Here is a 14,332-nt window from a genome sequence, read left to right as displayed (position 1 = left end):
GAACCGCCCGTTAAACTTTTTTCGCTTTTTCAAACGCTTCGTCAATGGTGCCGACCATGTAGAAAGCCTGCTCTGGCAGGTGATCGCACTCGCCAGCCACAATCATCTTGAAGCCGCGAATGGTTTCGGCCAGGCTGACGTACTTGCCGGGCGAGCCGGTGAACACTTCAGCCACGTGGAAGGGCTGCGACAGGAAACGCTGGATCTTGCGGGCGCGGGCCACGGCCAGCTTGTCTTCAGGGGCCAGTTCGTCCATGCCCAGAATCGCAATAATGTCGCGCAGTTCCTTGTAACGCTGCAGCGTGCCCTGCACTGCACGGGCAGTGGCGTAGTGATCTTCACCCACCACGTTGGGGTCGAGCTGGCGGCTGGTCGAATCCAGCGGGTCCACGGCGGGGTAGATACCCAGCGAGGCGATGTCACGGCTCAGCACCACGGTGGAGTCCAGGTGGGCAAAGGTCGTGGCAGGCGAGGGGTCGGTCAAGTCATCCGCCGGCACGTAAACGGCCTGGATGGACGTGATGGAACCGACCTTGGTGGAGGTAATACGCTCTTGCAGGCGACCCATTTCCTCGGCCAGCGTTGGCTGGTAGCCCACGGCGGAAGGCATGCGGCCCAGCAGCGCGGACACTTCGGTACCCGCCAGCGTGTAGCGGTAGATGTTGTCCACGAAGAACAGCACGTCGCGGCCTTCGTCACGGAAGGACTCGGCGATCGTCAGGCCGGTCAGCGCCACGCGCAGACGGTTGCCTGGGGGCTCGTTCATCTGGCCGTACACCATGGCCACTTTTGACTCGCCGAGGTTCTCGAGGTTCACCACGCCGGAATCGGCCATCTCGTGGTAGAAGTCGTTGCCTTCACGGGTACGCTCGCCCACACCGGCAAACACGGACAGGCCCGAGTGCGCCTTGGCGATGTTGTTGATCAGTTCCATCATGTTCACGGTCTTGCCGACGCCGGCGCCGCCGAACAGGCCCACCTTGCCGCCCTTGGCGAACGGGCACACCAGGTCAATCACCTTGATGCCGGTTTCCAGCAGTTCCTGCGAGGGGCTCAGTTCATCGTAAGCCGGGGCTTTGCGGTGAATCGGGGCCGTCAGGGTCTGGTCAACCGGACCGCGCTCGTCAATCGGCGCACCCAGCACGTCCATGATGCGGCCAAGCGTGGCCTTGCCCACGGGAACCGTGATGTTGGCGCCGGTGTTGTACACCGTGTTGCCGCGGCGCAGGCCGTCGGACGTGCCCAGCGCAATCGTACGCACAATCCCGTCACCCAGCTGCTGCTGGACTTCCAGCGTCAGCGCGGAGCCTTCCATCTTGAGCGCGTCATAAATCTTGGGCATCTGGTCACGCGCAAACTCCACGTCCACCACCGCACCAATACACTGAACAATCTTGCCTTGAGCCTGAGCCATGATTGAATCCTTTTCCGTTTCTTTAAATCTTTAAATCGGGTGCGGCGGTTTAAACCGCGGCAGCACCGGCAACGATTTCCGAAAGTTCTTTCGTGATCGCCGCTTGACGCGTTTTGTTGTAGATCAGCTTGAGTTCGCCAATGACACTGCCGGCGTTGTCGGTTGCAGCCTTCATGGCCACCATGCGTGCCGACTGCTCGGACGCCATGTTTTCGGCCACGGCCTGGTAAATCAGCGCCTCCACATAGCGGAGCAGCAGGTCGTCAATCACGGTCTGCGCGTCCGGCTCGTAGATATAGTCCCAGCCATGCTGGTCCTTGTCGGCCTGCAGATGAGCCGCCGTCAACGGCAGCAACTGTTCCACCACCGGTTCCTGGCGCATGGTGTTGATGAATTTGGTGTAGCACAGGTACACCGCATTGATCTTGCCTTCGCTGTAGGCGTCGAGCAGCACCTTGACGGGGCCGATCAGTTTCTCGAGGTGCGGCTTGTCACCCAGCTGGGTGGCATGCGACACCACTTTGGCGCCGACCCGATTGAGGAAGCCCAGGCCCTTGTTGCCAATGGCCACGGCCAGCGCATCATGTCCTGCAGCCTGCAGATCCTTGAGCTTGCTGGTGACCGCCCGGAGTACATTGGTGTTCAAACCGCCGCACAGGCCCTTGTCAGTCGTCACCACGATAAACCCGGTGGCCTTGGCGTCATTGGACTCCATGAAGGCATGGGTGTATTCGGGGTTGGCCTGACTCAGGTTGGCTGCGATGTTGCGGATCTTGTCACTGTAAGGACGGGCCGCGCGCATCCGTTCCTGCGCCTTGCGCATTTTGGAGGCCGCCACCATTTCCATGGCTTTGGTGATCTTTTTGGTGTTTTCCACCGATTTGATCTTGCCGCGTATTTCCTTGCCTGCTGCCATAGTTGGTCCTAAGGGTTCCTGATGGTTTGTGGAGCTTGCTGTTCAGGGCAGGCTCAGGCAAACGACTTCTTGAACGCAGCGACCGCCGTGTTCAACTCGGCCTCGGCATCCTTGTCCATGGCTTTGTTGGCTTCGAGCTTGGCCATCAACGCAGCGTTCTTGTCCTTCAGGAAGGCATGCAGGCCGTGCTCGAAAGCCAGGACCTTCTTGACTTCCACGTCGTCCATGAAGCCCTTGTTCACGGCGAACAGCGTGGCGGCCATGTTGGAGATGGACAAAGGCGAGTACTGCGCCTGTTTGAGCAGTTCGGTCACGCGGGCACCGCGGTCCAGCTGCTTGCGGGTGGCTTCGTCCAGATCGGAAGCAAACTGCGCGAAGGCAGCCAGTTCACGGTACTGGGCCAGGTCGGTACGGATACCACCGGACAGGTTCTTGATCAGCTTGGTCTGGGCAGCACCGCCGACGCGGGACACCGAGATACCAGCGTTAATAGCGGGACGGATACCGGCGTTGAACAGGCTGGTTTCCAGGAAGATCTGACCGTCGGTGATCGAAATCACGTTGGTCGGAACGAAGGCGGACACGTCACCGGCTTGCGTTTCAATGATCGGCAGCGCGGTCAGCGAACCGGTCTTGCCCTTGACGGCGCCCTTGGTGAAGTCTTCAACATACTTCTCGTTCACGCGGGCTGCGCGTTCGAGCAGACGGCTGTGCAGATAGAACACGTCGCCAGGGTAGGCTTCGCGGCCGGGTGGGCGGCGCAGCAGCAGGGAAACCTGGCGGTAAGCCACGGCCTGTTTGGACAGGTCGTCATACACGATCAGTGCGTCTTCGCCGCGATCGCGGAAGTACTCGCCCATCGTGCAGCCGGAGTAGGCGCTCACATATTGCATGGCCGCCGATTCGGAAGCCGAGGCTGCCACCACGATGGTGTAGTCCATGGCGCCGGCCTGCTCCAGCGAGCGCACCACGTTCTTGATTGACGAAGCTTTTTGACCAATTGCGACATAGACGCATGAAACGCCTTTGCCCTTCTGGTTGATGATGGCGTCAATGGCCACAGCGGTCTTGCCGGTCTGGCGGTCGCCAATGATCAGCTCGCGCTGGCCGCGGCCGACAGGAACCATGGAGTCGATGGACTTCAGGCCGGTCTGCAGGGGCTGGTCGACCGATTTACGGGCAATCACGCCCGGGGCGACCTTTTCAATCACGTCAGTCATCTTGGCGTTGATCGGACCCTTGCCGTCGATCGGCTGGCCCAGCGCGTTGACCACGCGACCCAGCAGCTCGGGACCGACCGGCACTTCCAGAATGCGGCCCGTGCACTTGACGGTGTCGCCTTCGGCGATGTGTTCGTATTCGCCCAGAATCACGGAGCCGACAGAGTCACGCTCAAGGTTCAGCGCCAGGCCGTAAGTGGGCGTGCCGTCGGCGGTTGCGGGGAATTCCAGCATCTCGCCCTGCATCACATCGGACAGACCGTGGATGCGGACAATACCGTCGGTCACCGAGACCACGGTGCCCTGGTTGCGAATGTCGGCACTGACAGTCAGGCCTTCGATACGGCTCTTGATCAGTTCAGAAATTTCTGCGGGATTGAGTTGCATGACTCTTTCCTTCTTTCTAGGTTGTTGGCTAAAGACTTGGGGAATGCGCGAAAACGCCAGCTCAAGAAATCAGCGCCACTTTCATTTGCTCTAAACGGGCTTTCACCGAGGTGTCCAGCACCTCGTCACCCACCACGACACGTACGCCGCCAATCAGGGCCGGCTCCAGCTCCACCTTGAGGTTGAGCTTGCGGCCGAAGCGCTTTTCCAGCGTTGCGGCCAGATCAGCCAATCCCGAATCGTTCAGCGGAAATGCGCTGTATACCGTGGCATCGGAGGAACCGCTCTGCGCATTTTTCAGCACGCGAAACTGGGCGGCAATTTCCGGCAGGACGCTGATGCGGCCGTTGTCGATGACGGTGCGCAGGAAATTCTTTGCAGCGTCGGGCAGCTGGTTTTTGGCAACGCCCGTGATCACATCAAAGGTCTGAGCCGCCGAGACGCTGGGATTGCCGGCAAACTGCTGCAATTGCACGTTGGCGGCAATGGCAGCCAGCTCATCGAGCCAGGCGGCTGTAGCGCCCAGGTCAGAACCAGACGCCTTGAACAGCGCTTCAGCGTAGGGACGGGCAATGGTGGCTAGTTCGGCCATGTATATACTCGCTTAAAGTTCGGTCTTCAGGCGGCCCAGCAAGTCAGCGTGCACACCGGCATTGACTTCCTTGCGCAGAATCTGCTCGGCACCCTTGACGGCCAGTGCAGCCACCTGCTCACGCAGGGTCTCGCGGGCCTTGACGGTTTGCTGCTCGGCTTCAACCTTGGCGGCGGCAATGATCTTGCCGCCCTCTTCGGTTGCCTTGGCTTTGGCTTCTTCGATCAGGGCCTGGCCACGGCGCTCGGCCTCGGCCAGGCGCACTGCCGATTCGTTGCGCGACTTGGCCAGCTCTTCTTCCACGCGCTTGTTGGCCACGGAGAGTTCGGATTTGGCCTTGTCGGCAGCGGCGAGGCCGTCAGCGATTTTTTGGGCACGCTCGTCCAGCGCTTTCGTAATGGGCGGCCACACAAATTTCATTGTGAACCACACCAGGATCGCGAAAACAATCGCCTGGACGAACAGGGTTGCATTAATACTCACGGCAACGCCTTTCTGTCGAATGTTGTGATGATTACTTCAGCACAAAAGGATTGGCAAACGCGAACATCATCGCGATACCCACGCCGATCAGGAAAGCGGCGTCGATCAGACCTGCGAGCAGGAACATCTTGGTTTGCAGTTCATTCATCAGCTCAGGCTGGCGGGCAGCAGCTTCGAGGTATTTGCTGCCCATGATGCCGATGCCGATACATGCGCCGACAGCGCCCAGGCCAATAATCAGGCCAGCGGCCAAAGCGACGAGACCGAGAACGTGTTCCATTTAAAGCTCCTATGGATTTAATTAACTAACAAACAAAAGAAAAAGAGAAACGGGAAAAGGAAAGCAGACCGAAAAACTCAGTGGTGATCGTGAGCCTGGCCGACATACACCAGCGCCAGCATCATGAAAATGAAGGCCTGCAGGGTGATGATCAGAATGTGGAAAATGGCCCAGACGGTACCGGCCAGGATTTGGCCGACCGGCAGCAGAACGCCCGACAGCGATGCCGCAGCAGCGCCGCCCATGAGCGCAATCAGCATGAACACCAATTCGCCGGCATACATGTTGCCAAACAGTCGCATGCCATGCGAAACCGTCTTGGCCGCGAATTCGATCATTTGCATCAGGAAGTTGACCGGCCAGAGTACCGGGTGGCTGCCAAACGGCGCCGTGAAAAGCTCATGCACCCAGCCGCCCGCACCCTTGATCTTGATGTTGTAGGCAATGCAGACCAGCAAGACAGAGACAGACAGACCCAGCGTGGTGGAAAGATCGGCCGTGGGCACAACCCGCATGTAGGCGTGGTGTGCATCATGACCGGCAGCACCATAAATCCCCGCCCAGATCTTGGGCAGCAGATCCACGGGCAGCAGGTCCATCGCGTTCATCAGGAAAATCCAGACAAAGACGCTCAGCGCCAATGGCGCAACCAGCTTGCGGCTGTGGGTGTTTTTGATGATGCCGCGGGCCTGGGTATCAACCATTTCCACCAGAATTTCCACGGCAGCCTGAAAGCGCCCCGGGATACCGGCGGTTGCCGACCGTGCAGCCAGCCACATGAAGAGGCTGCCGACGACGCCCAGCAGCACCGCCCAGAAAATGGAGTCGAGGTTGTACACCGAAAAGTCGATGACGCCGCTCATGGGCTTGTTTTGCCAATGCGTCAGGTGGTGGCCGATGTATTCACCGGCCGTCGGGCCATGGGCAGTAGTAGCTAAAGTGGCTTCAGAACTCATCACTCAACTCTTCTTAATATTGACTAGGCTAATCTGTTCGATCGGGACTGGAACCAAAGCACCAGCCAGACCACCTTCATCGTTACCACCAAACCGACCAGCAGGGCTGGCCAGCTCAAATCCGAAACCATGCGGGGGGCGGCAAACAACATCGCCACCGTCAGGCCAATCTTGACCATTTCCCACAAAAAAAATCCAACGACCGCAGCACCCGGACTCATGGAAGACACCTTGCTGGTCAGGCCGCGTGCGAACAGGGCACCCGGCACCACCACCGCCAGCGCGCCATACAACGCCGACCAGCCTGCACCTTGCCTTCCGGTCAGCACCCAGGCAACACACGCCACCAGAACACCGGCCATCAGCTGCCCCGCCAATACCGCCCACGGAGAGACAGAAGGCTTCGCCTCACGAAGCTTTTGGGCTTCTTCGCGCGTCAAGGGCTTGAAACCCTCGCCGCCCGCACCATCTTCATCAATCTCCCCCACATCCTTCGCAGAACTCCGAACTTCGGAATCGGCGGCCGAATTTGCTATTTTGGACATCACAAATTACGGTAGGGTTACAGGGCCGTTGCCAGCAAAGCCCTTGATTATACGTAGAAACCCCACCGCGCCGACAAAACCCGAAATTTGAATCTGAATTAAAGGCAATTGACACGCCTGTTCAAGTGCGCTGCCGGGTGGGCCACAATCGATGTTTTGGCCTCCCACCCCATGGTCGTCCGCCTCATTCATGAAAGAAGTCCTGCCATGCACGCCCTGATGAAATTTCTCCATGTCCTTGCCGCCATCACCTGGCTGGGTGGCGTGAGTTTCATGCTGTTTGCCTTGCGCCCTGCCGCGGCGGAACTGATGGCGCCACCCCAGCGGCTGCCGCTGATTGCGCAAGTCCTGCACCGGTTTTTCAGGGTGGTATGGCCCGCCATCGGCGTTCTGCTCCTGAGCGGCCTGGCCATGCTGCTGGGCGTTGGCATGAAAAACGCGCCGGTTGGCTGGCACCTGATGCTCGGCATCGGGCTGCTGATGTTCGCACTGTTTGGCCATCTTTATTTCGGCCCCTTTCGCCGCATGAAACAGGCCCTCGGCGATTCGAACTGGCCTGAAGGCGGCCGTCGCGTCGGACAGATCGCCACGCTCGCCATGACCAACCTGGCATTGGGCGTCCTGGCCATCGCCGCTGTCATCTTCCTGGCCTGATATGAAGAGGACCAGCGTTGACCAGTTTTTTTTCCAAGCCTTGCCGTGAGAGCGAATAAGAGCACGGTGTCTCGGCGCACAAGCCTGGCAGGCCGGGTGAAGGCATCCCTGCCTACCCGCGAAACGCTGTCGGCCCACCCCTGGCTCAAACCGATCGCCCACCGGGTGCTGGACCCCCAGCTGTGGCGCCCTCACCACGAATCAGTGGCCCGTGGTGTGGCCATTGGCATCTTCTGGGCCTTCGCCATTCCGTTCGCGCAATTTGTGGTGGCGGCGGCCCACAGCGTCTGGTGGCGCGCCAATATTCCGGTGGCGGCAGGCGCCACGCTGATCACCAACCCCTTCACCATAGGCTTTTGGCTCTGGCTGGCCTACCGGGTGGGCAGCCTGTTGCTGCACGCCCCGCCCCCGCCGCCCGTGGCGGAGGGTGCCGGCGTGCTGGCTTGGCTGACGGCCTTTGGCGCCCCGGCCATTCTGGGCATGGGCATCTTTGCGGTGGGTGGCTCGATAACGGGCTACATGCTGGTCAAACTCGTCTGGCGCCTGCGTGTCTGGTTCAAGCGCCGCCATCGGTAGAAAATGGGCGCTGCCTGCACACCCTCCCACATGCTTGCAATACGCCCTTCGATTTGTCCTTCTTCTCTTTCTTCTCTTCCTTCTCTTCCTTCTCTTAGTTCTATTTCTCCTTCTCCCCAATCACCATGACGTCCCCTCCCGCCAACGCCCTGCCCGACACACCGTGTTACCTCAACGGTGAGTTCACCAGCCTCAAAGACGCCAAGATCAGCGTGCTGGACCGCGGCTTCATCTTCGGTGACGGCGTGTATGAAGTGGTGCCGGCCTACGCGGGCAAGCTGTTTCGCTTTGAGCAGCACATGGCGCGGCTGGACCGCAGCCTGGCAGAACTGCGCATCGCCAACCCCATGACGCATGCCGAGTGGCGCGAACTCACGCTCAAACTGATGGCGTCTTACGCCCAGTTCATGCCGGCCGATATGGAGAAAGGCAATCAGCTGATCTACATCCAGGTCACCCGCGGCGTGGCCATGCGCGACCACCCCATGCTGCCCGGCCTGACGCCCACAGTCTTCGTCATGACCAACGCCTTGAAGCTGCCCAGCCCACAGCAGCGTGAAGAAGGCGTGGCCTGCGTGACCGCAGACGACTTCCGTTGGGAAAAGGCCCACATCAAGAGCGTCAGTCTGCTGGGTGCAGTGTTTTCGCGCCAGATCAGCGTGGACGCCGGCGCGGTCGAAACCGTGATGTTTCGTGACGACTACCTGAGCGAAGCGGCCTCGAGCAACGTCTGGGTCGTCAAGAACGGCAAGGTGATGGGGCCGCCCAAGGACCAGCTGGTGCTCGAAGGCATCCGTTATGGCCTGATGGAGGAAATGTGCCGCGCCCTGGGGCTGGGGTTTGAGCTGCGGCGCATCACGCGCGCCGAGGTGCTGGCGGCCGACGAACTGCTGCTGTCATCGGCCACCAAGGAAGTGCTGCCGGTCACGCGGCTGGACGGCCAACCCGTTGGAAACGGCCGGCCCGGCCCCATCTATGCCAGCTTGTACGCTGCATACCAGCAGGCCAAACGAGAGCAATCCACATGACGACTTCACCGAAACACCCGCCGACAACCCCACCGAAAGCCACGCCCGAGCCCGCACCGCGACAGGAGTCGCTGATCGACTACCCGTCCCTCTTTCCCATCAAGGTCATGGGCGTGAAAGTCGATGGGCTGGTGGCCGCGATCACCGCCGTGGCCCGCCAGTTCGACCCCGGGTTTGACGCCACCACCATCGAGCTGCGCGAAAGCAAGGGCGGCAAATACCTGGGCGTCACCATCACGGTGACCGCCACCAGTCGCGAGCAGCTGGACGAGCTTTACCGGACACTGTCCACCCATCCCATGGTCAAAGTGGTGCTCTAAAAATGCTGCCCCCACGCTTCGCCGCTGCGCGGGTCGCTGCCCCCCGAGGGGGCTGGCCTTGCTTGGGGCGGCCCGGCGCGGCGGCCGTACCGTGTTGATCCGCCGCCTGGGCCGGGTGGACTACTTGCCCACCTATGAAGCCATGCAGGCTTTCACGGCTGCGCGCAACCTGGAACATTCACGCGAAAGCCCATTGCAGCCCAATGATTCGGGTGATCAGCTATGGATTTGTGAGCATCCACCGGTCTATACGCAGGGCCTGGCGGGCAAAAGCGATCATATCCTGAACCCGGGTGACATCCCGGTGGTGCAGACCAACCGCGGCGGGCAGGTGACTTTTCACGGTCCGGGCCAAGTGGTGGCTTACCCGCTGATCGACCTCAAGCGCGCCGGCTACTACGTCAAGGAATACGTCTACCGGATCGAGGAGTCGGTCATCAGGACTCTGTTGTATTTTGGCGTCACAGGGCACCGCGTCACCGGCTCGCCCGGCATTTATGTGCGGCTGGACGACCCGGCCTCCCACGCCGCGCTGACCGGGCCGCTGGACCCGGCCAATCCTTTTCGCGGCCTCGGCAAGATCGCCGCGCTGGGTATCAAGGTCAGCCGCCACTGCACCTACCACGGCGTGGCGCTCAATGTGGCCATGGACCTGGAACCCTTCTCGCGCATCAACCCCTGCGGCTATGCCGGGCTGAAAACAGTCGACCTTCGTACAATCGGCGTATCTGTCACGTGGCAAGAGGCTGCGGACGTGTTGGGGCAGAAGCTGTCAAGCTATCTGGCACCCTGATTCCCCGCTCGGGCTGAGCCTGTCGAAGCCCCCGGTTCCTGCCGGCCATCAGCGGATTACCCAGCCCTTCGACAGGCTCAGGGCAAACGGCACCCGACATGAGCACATCAGAAGCCACCAATCCAGTCGTCCGCGACGTCCAGGCCCTGGAAACCTACAACCCGCTGGCCAAGCAGAAGGCGGCGGCCAAGCTGTCGCGCATTCCAGTCAAGGTCGAACGTGCCGAAGTGCTGAAGAAACCCGACTGGATTCGCGTCAAGGCCGGCAGCCCGACCACCCGCTTTTACGAGATCAAGCAGATCCTGCGGGAAAACAAGCTCAACACCGTGTGCGAAGAAGCCAGTTGCCCCAACATCGGCGAGTGTTTCGGCAAGGGCACCGCCACCTTCATGATCATGGGCGACAAATGCACGCGCCGCTGCCCGTTCTGTGACGTCGGCCACGGCCGGCCCGACCCGCTGGACGTGAATGAGCCCGAGAACCTGGCCAAAACCATTGCCGCACTCAGGCTCAAATACGTCGTGATCACCAGCGTGGACCGTGACGACCTGCGCGACGGCGGCAGCGGCCATTTTGTGGAATGCATCCAGAAGATTCGTGAACTGTCGCCCGGCACCACCATCGAAATCCTGGTGCCCGATTTCCGCGGCCGCGACGACCGCGCGCTCGAAATTTTGAAGGCGGCGCCACCCGATGTGATGAACCACAACCTCGAAACCGCGCCGCGTCTCTACAAGGAAGCGCGTCCCGGGAGCGACTACCAGTTTTCACTGAACCTGCTCAAGAAATTCAAGGCGCTGCACCCCGACGTGCCCACCAAGAGCGGCATCATGGTCGGCCTGGGTGAAACCGACGAAGAGATTTTGCAGGTCATGCGTGACATGCGCACGCACAACATCGACATGCTGACCATCGGCCAGTACCTGGCGCCGTCGACCAGCCACCTGCCGGTGCGCCGCTATGTGCATCCCGACACCTTCAGGATGTTTGAAGAGGAAGCCTACAAAATGGGCTTTACCCACGCCGCCGTGGGTGCGATGGTGCGCTCCAGCTACCACGCCGACCAGCAGGCGCATGCCGCAGGCGTGGCTGAAAAAGCAGACAGCGCGGCCAGCGTCACCCTTTGACATGAACACGCCGCAGGGCTCGCTGTCGCTGCGTCGCTACGGCGCTTCACACGGCAGCCATGCGCATACCCATTTTCAAGTGTTGCTGGGCCTGGATGGTGTGCTCGAACTCGAAGTGCAAGGCCACGGCCAGCGCATTGGCACGGGTGACGGCTGCGTGATTGCACCCGGCGAGCGCCATGATTTTGAAGCCCGTTCAGGTAGCCGCTGCCTGGTGCTGGACACCGCCGACAAGGGCTGGGCTCGTTGCGCATCTCAACCGGCCCGGCCCGAGCAGGCGCTGGCACTGGCCCGCTACCTGGTGCACACCATTGAACAACCCGGCCCACTGACCCGGCACTACGGCCCGGCCTTGCTGCTGGATGCCTGGGGCACGCCTTCGCTCGGTACGGCGCAGCATAGCCAACGCCCCGTACGCCCTGTAGATTGGCAGCAGCTTGCCCATTGGGCGCAGCGCCATTTGCATGAACCGTTGAGCGTGGCGCAACTGGCGGCGCAGGTATTTTTAAGTCCCACCCAGTTCGCGGCGCGTTGTCGCCGCGAAACCGGACAGAGCGTGATGCAGTGGCTGCGCCATCAGCGTCTGGCGCAAGCCCGGCAGCTGCGCGCCAGCGGTGTCAGCGTGGTCGAGGCAGCCCTGCGCTGCGGTTACCAGTCACCCTCGGCGCTGACGGCGGCGATGCGGCGGCATTGGCCCTCTCTTGAAGGCCTGGAAAGCGCTGCATAAGTCCGCGCGAGTTCTTGGTGCGCCGGTCGGGACGGGCTACCAGGCGTGTTTTGCAGCCAATAGCCCGCTATTGGCAAAAATACAGCGCAGCAGACCGCCCGAATCCGGGCGGTCACGGACCGCGAGGGCTTGCGCAGGCCTCGCTGATACCGACCTAATACCGACGCGGATCGTATGGATAGCGGTCGTTGCGATTGCGCACACCATCGCCGTCCCGGTCGCCATAACCACCATAGCCCTGGGATGCGCCGTCGCGATAGCGATAGCCTCGCCCCTCATCGTAATGAGCCGGGTAAGCCACACAACCCGACAAACCGGCCAGTACCAGCAACAACACTGCGAGTTTTTTCATAAGGTTCTCCTTGAAAATCTTGCCTGCACAAGCATTTCAATCCCGTCACATACCGGCCAAGTGTCTGGTGTGAACTCAAACGTGAAGCTTGTTACCGGATGTAGCACGGGCGTACCGGGGTTTGCGCCCTGAATCCACCCCAAAACCGTCGTTGCGCAACAGCAAAGCGTGCTTGCGCGACGATGGGGCGCGCCAGCTGCCTCTATCCTTGAGGCCATGCAAGCCAATTTATATGCACTGGGTGCAATCGCCTTATGGGCCGCGCTCGCCTCGCTCGGGGTGTCGCTCAAACATGTACCGCCCTTCCTGCTCACGGGTCTCGCATTGATCATTGGCAGCGTTCTGGCTTTGCCGTACGTGGTGAAAGACCGGCGGCAATGGCGGGTCGCGCCAAGCACGCTCGGCCTGGGGGTGTTTACCCTGTTTGGTTTTCACTTCCTGCTGTTCATAGGGCTGCGCATCGCGCCGGCCGTCGAGGTCAATTTGGTCAACTACCTTTGGCCCTTGTTGATTGTGGTGCTCGCACCGCTGTACCTGCCCGGTGTCAAACTGCGCGGCGTCCATGTCGTGGCCGCGTTGGTGGGCTTTGCCGGCGCGGCCCTTGCCATCCTGGGCGGGCGCGAGCCGGCGGGTATGGCGCTCAACCACGCCGGCTGGGGCGCTGGCCCGGGTTACCTGCTGGCGCTGGCATCCGCCTTCATATGGGCCAACTACTCGCTGCAAACCAAGCGTGCCGCGTTGACGGGCAAAAGATTTCCCACCGCAGCGATTGGTTTGTTCGGCCTGGTATCGGGCCTGTTATCGCTGTTGTGCCACTGGGCGCTGGAGCCGCAGGTGGCGCTGTCAGGGCGCGACTGGCTGCTGCTGGCGGTGATGGGACTGGGCCCGCTGGGTGCTGCGTTTTTTCTGTGGGACAAGGCGCTCAAACTCGGTGATGCGCGGCAGATCGGCATCTTGAGTTACCTGACGCCCCTGGGTTCCACCGCCTTGCTGCTGGTGGTCAGTGGCAGGGCACTAACCGCCACCATCGCCATTGCTGCCGCGATGATTTTGGGCGCTGCGGTATTGGGCACCCGCTCAAGATAGCCAAGGCAAGTCAGGCCCCCACAAGCCGCACGAGTGGATAAAAAATAAAGGGTGGCGACGGCTGAGCGCCATCACCACCCTCCTCCCTGCCCGGTTCAAATTTCCAGGTTCCAGGTTCAGCCCGCTGGCACCTTACTTGGCAGCAGGCCGCTCCACCACTTCGATGTCCACGCGACGGTTCTTGGCGCGGCCTTCTGCGGTGGCGTTGTCGGCCACTGGCTGGCTTTCACCGCGTCCCTCGGTACGAATGCGCTGACGATCCACGCCTTTGCTCACCAGGTAGGCCTTGACCGACTCGGCGCGTGCCAGCGACAGACGCTGGTTGTAGGCATCCGAGCCCACGGAGTCGGTATGGCCCACGGCGATCACCACGTCGATGTTGACAGCCTTGAGGCGATCCACCAGCGCGTCAAGCTTGCCGGTGCCACCAGCCTTGATGGTCGCTTTGTCGAAGTCAAACAGCGTATCGGCCGCCAGGCTGATCTTTCCGGGCAGCGGCTGCACGGCGGAGGTCGGGGTCGCACGCGCACGCGGTGGAATGACTGTTCCAGCCTTGATCTTCTCCATGGTGTCGACCACGGTCTCATCCTGCGGGCACAGCTCGGCCGGGTCGATGCCGGAGCGGTCCTGCCCCGCATCCTGGGCGCCGGGCACATCGGCGCGCTTGACGTTGAGCGCCGTCACCAGCTGCCCCATGCCCGCCAGCGTGCGCGCCTGCGCAATGATCTGGTCGTAGCTGGCGTTGACGTAGGAGCGGTTGGCCTGGAAGTATTCGTTCTGGCTGTCCAGCAGGTCCAGCAGCGTGCGCTGGCCCAGCTCGAACTGCTGCAGGTAGGCTTCGCGCGATTTCTCGGTCGACAGGCGGTGCTGGTCGTC

18 protein-coding genes are annotated in these 14,332 nt (G+C 61.2%); 8 read left to right on the top strand and 10 right to left on the bottom strand.

The window, feature by feature from the left end; genetic code table 11:
* Positions 1 to 10: 10 nt before the first annotated feature.
* The 8 genes from atpD to AC1DUR_RS23455 form a co-directional block, all read right to left on the bottom strand.
* Positions 11 to 1,414, bottom strand: coding sequence for a F0F1 ATP synthase subunit beta (atpD, locus tag AC1DUR_RS23490; protein WP_011481299.1), 1,404 nt, complete (start codon positions 1,412 to 1,414; stop codon positions 11 to 13).
* Between the two features lie 49 nt (positions 1,415 to 1,463).
* Complete coding sequence (gene atpG, locus AC1DUR_RS23485) at positions 1,464 to 2,330, bottom strand: F0F1 ATP synthase subunit gamma (protein ID WP_477718860.1); 867 nt, start codon at positions 2,328 to 2,330, stop codon at positions 1,464 to 1,466.
* 53 nt (positions 2,331 to 2,383) lie between these two features.
* Positions 2,384 to 3,937 carry a F0F1 ATP synthase subunit alpha gene (gene atpA, locus AC1DUR_RS23480; RefSeq protein ID WP_477718859.1) on the bottom strand — a complete coding sequence of 518 codons (1,554 nt, stop codon included), beginning with the start codon at positions 3,935 to 3,937 and terminating at the stop codon, positions 2,384 to 2,386.
* 61 nt (positions 3,938 to 3,998) lie between these two features.
* Positions 3,999 to 4,529: a F0F1 ATP synthase subunit delta gene (locus AC1DUR_RS23475; protein ID WP_477718858.1), complete on the bottom strand. Its 531-nt coding sequence runs from the start codon at positions 4,527 to 4,529 to the stop codon at positions 3,999 to 4,001.
* Between the two features lie 12 nt (positions 4,530 to 4,541).
* A complete protein-coding gene (locus AC1DUR_RS23470; protein ID WP_477718857.1) occupies positions 4,542 to 5,012 on the bottom strand; it encodes a F0F1 ATP synthase subunit B in 471 nt (156 codons plus the stop codon).
* Between the two features lie 31 nt (positions 5,013 to 5,043).
* Positions 5,044 to 5,292: a F0F1 ATP synthase subunit C gene (gene atpE, locus AC1DUR_RS23465; protein WP_477718856.1), complete on the bottom strand. Its 249-nt coding sequence runs from the start codon at positions 5,290 to 5,292 to the stop codon at positions 5,044 to 5,046.
* Positions 5,293 to 5,369: 77 nt separating this feature from the next.
* Positions 5,370 to 6,248, bottom strand: coding sequence for a F0F1 ATP synthase subunit A (gene atpB / locus AC1DUR_RS23460; protein ID WP_477718855.1), 879 nt, complete (start codon positions 6,246 to 6,248; stop codon positions 5,370 to 5,372).
* A gap of 23 nt (positions 6,249 to 6,271) precedes the next feature.
* On the bottom strand, positions 6,272 to 6,793 hold the full coding sequence (locus tag AC1DUR_RS23455) for an ATP synthase subunit I (protein ID WP_477718854.1): 522 nt from the start codon (positions 6,791 to 6,793) through the stop codon (positions 6,272 to 6,274).
* Between the two features lie 207 nt (positions 6,794 to 7,000).
* Between AC1DUR_RS23455 and AC1DUR_RS23450 the strand changes: the two genes are divergently transcribed.
* From AC1DUR_RS23450 to AC1DUR_RS23420, 7 genes are all read left to right on the top strand, one after another.
* On the top strand, positions 7,001 to 7,447 hold the full coding sequence (locus AC1DUR_RS23450) for a CopD family protein (protein ID WP_477718853.1): 447 nt from the start codon (positions 7,001 to 7,003) through the stop codon (positions 7,445 to 7,447).
* A gap of 66 nt (positions 7,448 to 7,513) precedes the next feature.
* A complete protein-coding gene (locus AC1DUR_RS23445) occupies positions 7,514 to 8,023 on the top strand; it encodes a DUF2062 domain-containing protein (protein ID WP_477718852.1) in 510 nt (169 codons plus the stop codon).
* Between the two features lie 125 nt (positions 8,024 to 8,148).
* Positions 8,149 to 9,051 (top strand): D-amino acid aminotransferase, encoded by a 903-nt coding sequence (locus tag AC1DUR_RS23440; RefSeq protein ID WP_477718851.1) that lies wholly within the window; start codon positions 8,149 to 8,151, stop codon positions 9,049 to 9,051.
* Positions 9,048 to 9,371: a YbeD family protein gene (locus tag AC1DUR_RS23435; RefSeq protein ID WP_477718850.1), complete on the top strand. Its 324-nt coding sequence runs from the start codon at positions 9,048 to 9,050 to the stop codon at positions 9,369 to 9,371. Before AC1DUR_RS23440 ends, AC1DUR_RS23435 begins: the two co-directional genes overlap by 4 nt.
* Positions 9,372 to 9,513: 142 nt before the next feature.
* The gene (lipB, locus tag AC1DUR_RS23430) at positions 9,514 to 10,164 is read left to right on the top strand and encodes a lipoyl(octanoyl) transferase LipB (RefSeq protein WP_477719045.1); all 651 of its coding nucleotides are present in this window, start codon (positions 9,514 to 9,516) and stop codon (positions 10,162 to 10,164) included.
* A 98-nt stretch (positions 10,165 to 10,262) separates the two neighbouring features.
* Entirely contained in the window at positions 10,263 to 11,291 is a 1,029-nt protein-coding gene (gene lipA / locus AC1DUR_RS23425; protein WP_477718849.1) for a lipoyl synthase, read from the top strand.
* Position 11,292: 1 nt separating this feature from the next.
* Positions 11,293 to 12,018: a helix-turn-helix domain-containing protein gene (locus AC1DUR_RS23420; protein WP_477718848.1), complete on the top strand. Its 726-nt coding sequence runs from the start codon at positions 11,293 to 11,295 to the stop codon at positions 12,016 to 12,018.
* A gap of 154 nt (positions 12,019 to 12,172) precedes the next feature.
* Here AC1DUR_RS23420 and AC1DUR_RS23415 read toward each other — a convergent pair whose 3' ends face one another.
* Positions 12,173 to 12,370, bottom strand: coding sequence for a hypothetical protein (locus tag AC1DUR_RS23415; protein ID WP_477718847.1), 198 nt, complete (start codon positions 12,368 to 12,370; stop codon positions 12,173 to 12,175).
* A gap of 216 nt (positions 12,371 to 12,586) precedes the next feature.
* Here AC1DUR_RS23415 and AC1DUR_RS23410 point away from each other — a divergent pair, with 216 nt between their 5' ends.
* Positions 12,587 to 13,456 (top strand): DMT family transporter, encoded by an 870-nt coding sequence (locus AC1DUR_RS23410; RefSeq protein WP_477718846.1) that lies wholly within the window; start codon positions 12,587 to 12,589, stop codon positions 13,454 to 13,456.
* A gap of 132 nt (positions 13,457 to 13,588) precedes the next feature.
* Here the strand turns inward: AC1DUR_RS23410 and AC1DUR_RS23405 are convergent, their stop codons facing one another.
* Positions 13,589 to 14,152, bottom strand: coding sequence for an OmpA family protein (locus AC1DUR_RS23405; protein WP_477719044.1), 564 nt, complete (start codon positions 14,150 to 14,152; stop codon positions 13,589 to 13,591).
* Between the last annotated feature and the right edge of the window lie 180 nt (positions 14,153 to 14,332).

This window comes from Polaromonas sp. P4_F4 (assembly GCF_056401355.1).
This window is presented reverse-complemented; position numbering and strand designations above follow the sequence as displayed.

Coding starts and splice junctions, on each gene's coding strand:
- AC1DUR_RS23475 (WP_477718858.1), bottom strand. CDS start 4,529: ATGGCCGAACTAGCCACCATTGCCCGTCCCTACGCTGAAGCGCTGTTC.
- AC1DUR_RS23410 (WP_477718846.1), top strand. CDS start 12,587: ATGCAAGCCAATTTATATGCACTGGGTGCAATCGCCTTATGGGCCGCG.
- atpD (WP_011481299.1), bottom strand. CDS start 1,414: ATGGCTCAGGCTCAAGGCAAGATTGTTCAGTGTATTGGTGCGGTGGTG.
- lipB (WP_477719045.1), top strand. CDS start 9,514: ATGCAGGCTTTCACGGCTGCGCGCAACCTGGAACATTCACGCGAAAGC.
- atpG (WP_477718860.1), bottom strand. CDS start 2,330: ATGGCAGCAGGCAAGGAAATACGCGGCAAGATCAAATCGGTGGAAAAC.
- lipA (WP_477718849.1), top strand. CDS start 10,263: ATGAGCACATCAGAAGCCACCAATCCAGTCGTCCGCGACGTCCAGGCC.
- AC1DUR_RS23420 (WP_477718848.1), top strand. CDS start 11,293: ATGAACACGCCGCAGGGCTCGCTGTCGCTGCGTCGCTACGGCGCTTCA.
- AC1DUR_RS23455 (WP_477718854.1), bottom strand. CDS start 6,793: ATGTCCAAAATAGCAAATTCGGCCGCCGATTCCGAAGTTCGGAGTTCT.
- atpE (WP_477718856.1), bottom strand. CDS start 5,292: ATGGAACACGTTCTCGGTCTCGTCGCTTTGGCCGCTGGCCTGATTATT.
- AC1DUR_RS23405 (WP_477719044.1), bottom strand. CDS start 14,152: ATGGGGCAGCTGGTGACGGCGCTCAACGTCAAGCGCGCCGATGTGCCC.
- AC1DUR_RS23435 (WP_477718850.1), top strand. CDS start 9,048: ATGACGACTTCACCGAAACACCCGCCGACAACCCCACCGAAAGCCACG.
- AC1DUR_RS23440 (WP_477718851.1), top strand. CDS start 8,149: ATGACGTCCCCTCCCGCCAACGCCCTGCCCGACACACCGTGTTACCTC.
- atpA (WP_477718859.1), bottom strand. CDS start 3,937: ATGCAACTCAATCCCGCAGAAATTTCTGAACTGATCAAGAGCCGTATC.
- AC1DUR_RS23415 (WP_477718847.1), bottom strand. CDS start 12,370: ATGAAAAAACTCGCAGTGTTGTTGCTGGTACTGGCCGGTTTGTCGGGT.
- atpB (WP_477718855.1), bottom strand. CDS start 6,248: ATGAGTTCTGAAGCCACTTTAGCTACTACTGCCCATGGCCCGACGGCC.
- AC1DUR_RS23450 (WP_477718853.1), top strand. CDS start 7,001: ATGCACGCCCTGATGAAATTTCTCCATGTCCTTGCCGCCATCACCTGG.